The organism is Synechococcus sp. H55.9, assembly GCF_047462355.1.
GTDB lineage: Bacteria > Cyanobacteriota > Cyanobacteriia > Thermostichales > Thermostichaceae > Thermostichus.
This window is the reverse complement of sequence record NZ_JANSJB010000059.1, coordinates 2,117-6,397: the sequence shown is the minus strand read 5'-3', so window position 1 is coordinate 6,397 and position 4,281 is coordinate 2,117. Positions and strand designations below refer to the sequence as shown.

The window sequence follows — 4,281 nt, the reverse complement described above, 5'->3', positions numbered from 1 at the left end:
TGGGGCTTCACCTGCTCCAACACCTGGGCCATGACCTGACAGGGACCACACCAGGTGGCGTAAAAATCCACCAGAATGGGAGTTTTGGATCCCTGGATCATATCGTCAAAGCTTTTGAACTGCTGTTTGTGGGCCATGGGCGACCTCCGCAGGATGCTGTAGAAAAACTTAGAATGCAACCTATTTGTAGTCTAAATGTTTGAGATGGAAATGTGGGTAGAGATTCTGCGACCGCTTGCTGTCGGTTTCCCGGTAGGATGACTAGGGCTTGGTCGGTACCTGTAGTCTAAAGGGCGGGCTGGACGGAAGGGGCAGGCTTTAGCAGGGCTTAACGATTGCAAGGAGTGGGATCCCGATGGCAACAATCCGGATGGTGAGCCGAGGTGTGGTGGCCGGCGTATTGGCTGGGGTGGTCTTGAGCCTCTGGGGGATCTGGCGTTGGCTGGGGGATCCCTCAGGCTGGATTCAGGTGGTGGCCGGGCTGCTCTTGAGTTTGGCGACGGTGCTGTACTGGCGGAAGACCCGCCCCGCCGACTGCCTGGTGGTGGAGCCGCAGAGCTGGCACCTCAACCGCCTCAGCCCCGATCACTGGCTGATCCAGGCGGAGTTCGTGGCCCGCAACCTCAACCCCATCTTTGAGGTCACCTTGGCCCAGGTGCAGCCGCGACTGCATTTGCTCAGTGCCAGCTCCATCGAAGGGATCCAAACCCAGATCCGCCTGCGCTCCCGCCATGTGGATCTGCCCCCTCGCCAGGACAACTACTGGCAGGCCTACATCATTACCCCCCAAAGCCAGACCGGCTTGGAAGTGGAGATCGAGCTGAGGGGGGAAGGGCTGGCAGATTTGCGCTCGGCCTGGCTGGAGCTGGACTACGTCCAGTACGGGCGGCAGCGGCGCACCCTTAAGACTAGCCACCTAATCCTGCCCTTGCAGGAAGTGGATCCCTTGCCGGAGCTGGCCTGGCAGCAGCAGGGGCCAGTGAGTTGGGCTGCCATTCCCACCCCTCTGCTTACCCCCAGCGATGACCTTGCCGAGGTGCTGCAGCGCTACGTGGGCCCTCACATCCAGCCCGGTGATATCGTGGCCATCTCGGAAAGCGCGGCGGCCATCGTCCAGGGCCACTTTCGCCATCCCCTGCAGGTGCAGCCTGGCTGGCTAGCCCGCACCCTCTGCTACTTCTTCCCCTCCAAGACCAGTCTCTCAAGCTGCTACGGGATGCAGACGCTGATCGACTGCTCGGGAGCCTGGCGGGTGCTGGGGGCTTTTGTTGTCGGATCCCTGGCCAAGTTGTTGGGGATCCCAGGGGTGTTCTATGCCCTGGCGGGGGAGCAGGCCGACCTCATCGACGATGTCACCGGCACCTTGCCCCCCTACGACCAGTTCATCGTCTTGGGGCCGCGGCATCCAGCTAAGCTGGTGGCCGAGCTCCACGCCCAGACTGGCTACGAGGTGGCCATTGTGGATGCCAACGACCTAGGTGAGGTAAGCGTTCTGGCGGCCAGCCCAGGGGTGGAGCGGGAGCTGGTGGAGCAGGCGCTGCGCAAGAACCCGGCGGGCAATGCAGCGGAGCAGACCCCCCTGGTGCTCATCCGGAAGCGGCTGCCGGCATCGCCTGGGATTTGAGTGCCTGCATCGCCTGGTGGGTCGACAAGAAAAAGCGCTCAGCGCCCACTTTCTCCACAAACCCCACCCTTTTGAGGCAATCCATCACCGGCCCCTTCACCTCGGCCAGGGCAAAGCCCACCCCCATCTGGTGCAGACGTTCCACCAATTGGGTCAGGGCCTCCAGAGCGCTGCCGTCGATGAAGTTAATGGCGCTGGCCACCAGCAGCACCTGTTCCACTGCTGGCCGCGCTGCTACCTCTTGCAGAATGTACTCCTGCAGGTAGGCGGCGTTGGCAAAAAACAGGCTCTCATCCACTCGCACCGCCAAGATGCGCGGATCGGTAATCACCTCATGGCGCAGCACGTTGCGGTAGTGCTCGGTACCCGGCACCTGGCCAACAATGGCAATGTGGGGGCGGCTGGCCCGCCAGAGGAAGAGAAGGATGGAGGCCAGCACTCCCAGACCAATCCCCCGCTCCACCCCAATTGCCAACACGCTGGCAAAGGTGAGCAGCCAAACGAGGGCATCGCCGCGGTCGTAGCGCCAGCTCTGCAGCAGGGGGTGAAAATCCACCAGTCCCAGCACCGCCACCAGCACAACGGCAGCTAGGGTGGCCTGGGGCAGGAAAGTAAACAGGGGCATCAGCCAGATCATGGCCAGAGCTATCAGGGATCCCGTAATGACCGAGGCCAGACCGCTGTTGGCCCCCGCCTGAGCATTCACCACCGAGCGGCTGATCCCACCCGTGACCGGAAAGCCACCGCTGACGGCTGCTGCCACGTTGGCCACTCCCAGGGCCACCAGATCCTGGTTGGGATCCACTTTCTGCCGCCGCTTGCTGGCCAGGGCCTGGGCCATGGCATAACTTTCCGTAAAGCCCACCAAGCTGAGGGTTAGGGCGGTGGGCAGCAGGGATCCCCATTCTGGCCAGCTCAGTTGGGGAAACGTCAGCGGTGGCAGGCCAGCCGGAATCGATCCCACCACCGCCACCCCCGCTCTCTCCGAGAGGTTTAGCCCCCAAACCAGCAGGGTGGTTAAGAAAACGGCCGCCAGGGGAGCACTCTTGGTGAGCAGCAACTCCCAGAGGGGCGGGATCCCCCAGCGGCGCAGTTGCGCCGGCAGCTTCTGCTGGGCGTACACCAACAGGGCGATGGACAACAGCCCCAGCCCCAGGGTGGCCCAGTTGACCCCATCCAAGCTCTGCCACAGCCGTTGCAGCAGCAGCCAGAAGGACTCGGTGTTGGCCAGCTTCACCCCCAGCAGATGGCGGAGCTGGCTAAGGGCAATGATTAGGGCTGCGGCACTGCTAAAGGCCGTTATAACCGAGTGGCTCAAGAAATTGGCCAAAAACCCCAGACGCAACAGCCCTACCCCTAGCTGGATCAGGCCCGCTTCCAGAGCTAAGCCCAGCGCCAACTGGCCATACTCCGGGCTGCCCGGCTCGGCCAGCGGCTCCAAACCCGAGGCTACCAGCAGGGCGATGATGGCCACCGGCCCCACCGACAAAGCCCGGCTGGATCCCAGGAAGCCGTAGGCGATCACCGGCAGGATGCTGGCGTAGAGGCCTGTCTCGGGGGGCAGGCCGGCCAGCAGCGCGTAGGCCATGCTCTGGGGCACCAACAGGATGGCCGAGACCACCCCGGCAATGAGATCCCCCGGCAGATCCTCTCGCTGGTAGCGAAGCCACCACAGGGAATCCTTGGCCAAGGGCAGGTAGCGCGCCCAAACCCCCTGCTTTGGGGAAGAGGCGGACGGGATCCCGCTCATAGCGTCTGACCCCGGTTCCAGGGCAGGCGGGCCAAAAGCAGCGCCAGGCCACAGGTGTTGGTGATCCCGGCAAACACCAGCCCCGCCCCCACAAAGCCACTCAACACCAGCCAGGCCGGGTGGACAAAGGCTCCCAGCAGGGTTCCTACAAGCACCAGGGATCCCGCTGTAATCTGCACCTGTCGCATTACCGAGATGGGCGCGTTGCGGGTGCGGGTGGTGGGCAGCTTGGCGGCCTTCCACGCTTCGATCCCACCTTTGAGGCTAATGGCTTCCGGCCAGCCGTATTCAAGCAACTGACAGCCGGCGCGGATGGAGCGGCTGCCCATACGGCACTGCAGCACCACCGGCTTTTCTGGTGTCGAGGCCGGCACCTTGGCGGGGTCAAAGGTAGATAGAGGCATGTTGATCGCCCCCGGGATCCGCTCGTCGTGGTATTCTGCCGGCTCCCGTACGTCAATGAGCTGTACCCGCCCTTGATCCAGCCACTGCTTTAAAGTCCAAGCGTCGATCTCCTTGAGACGGGGATCCCGTTCCTGCTGAGCTGTAGGATTTTGTTGAGCTACGGTCATGGTTTCTTCCTTGCTTCTAGGGTTGTTGTAAGACTTAGGGATTTCTAATCTTCCTCCTCCAGCAACCTGCTGGGCTCGCCAGGATAAAACTGGCTATCCAGGATTTGCTCGGGAGAGTAAGGGCAGGTCTGGGGAAAAGTCTTTCTGGGCAGCTTGGTCTCTTCTAGAGCCAGTTGGAGCGCCCTCAGGTAAGACTTGGAGATGGCCTCCGGCAAATAGGGTCTCAGGCTTGGGTTTTCCTCCAGCAGATCCAGAACTTCCTGCCGCTGCACCTGTAGGGTAAGAAGCCAGCTTACCGATCTGGCCTGCGGCTGATACTCCCACTTCAGAAGGTG

At 62.3% G+C, this 4,281-nt stretch carries 5 protein-coding genes; 1 reads left to right on the top strand and 4 read right to left on the bottom strand.

Annotated elements, in window-relative coordinates:
• On the bottom strand, positions 1-137 hold a 137-nt coding region (locus NW857_RS08775), incomplete at its 3' end, for a thioredoxin domain-containing protein (protein ID WP_414368698.1).
• A gap of 218 nt (positions 138-355) precedes the next feature.
• Between NW857_RS08775 and NW857_RS08770 the strand changes: the two genes are divergently transcribed.
• On the top strand, positions 356-1,624 hold the full coding sequence (locus NW857_RS08770) for a hypothetical protein (protein WP_414334975.1): 1,269 nt from the start codon (positions 356-358) through the stop codon (positions 1,622-1,624).
• On the opposite strand, the gene NW857_RS08765 is transcribed toward NW857_RS08770, so the two are convergent.
• The 3 genes from NW857_RS08765 to NW857_RS08755 form a co-directional block, all read right to left on the bottom strand.
• A complete protein-coding gene (locus tag NW857_RS08765) occupies positions 1,587-3,374 on the bottom strand; it encodes a SulP family inorganic anion transporter (RefSeq protein WP_414368688.1) in 1,788 nt (595 codons plus the stop codon). The genes NW857_RS08770 and NW857_RS08765 overlap by 38 nt on opposite strands.
• Positions 3,371-3,946, bottom strand: a complete 576-nt coding sequence (locus NW857_RS08760; RefSeq protein WP_414368686.1) for a rhodanese-like domain-containing protein — start codon at positions 3,944-3,946, stop codon at positions 3,371-3,373. Before NW857_RS08760 ends, NW857_RS08765 begins: the two co-directional genes overlap by 4 nt.
• Before the next feature lie 44 nt (positions 3,947-3,990).
• A partial coding sequence (locus tag NW857_RS08755; protein WP_414368685.1) for a DUF29 domain-containing protein occupies positions 3,991-4,281 on the bottom strand: 291 nt, incomplete at its 5' end.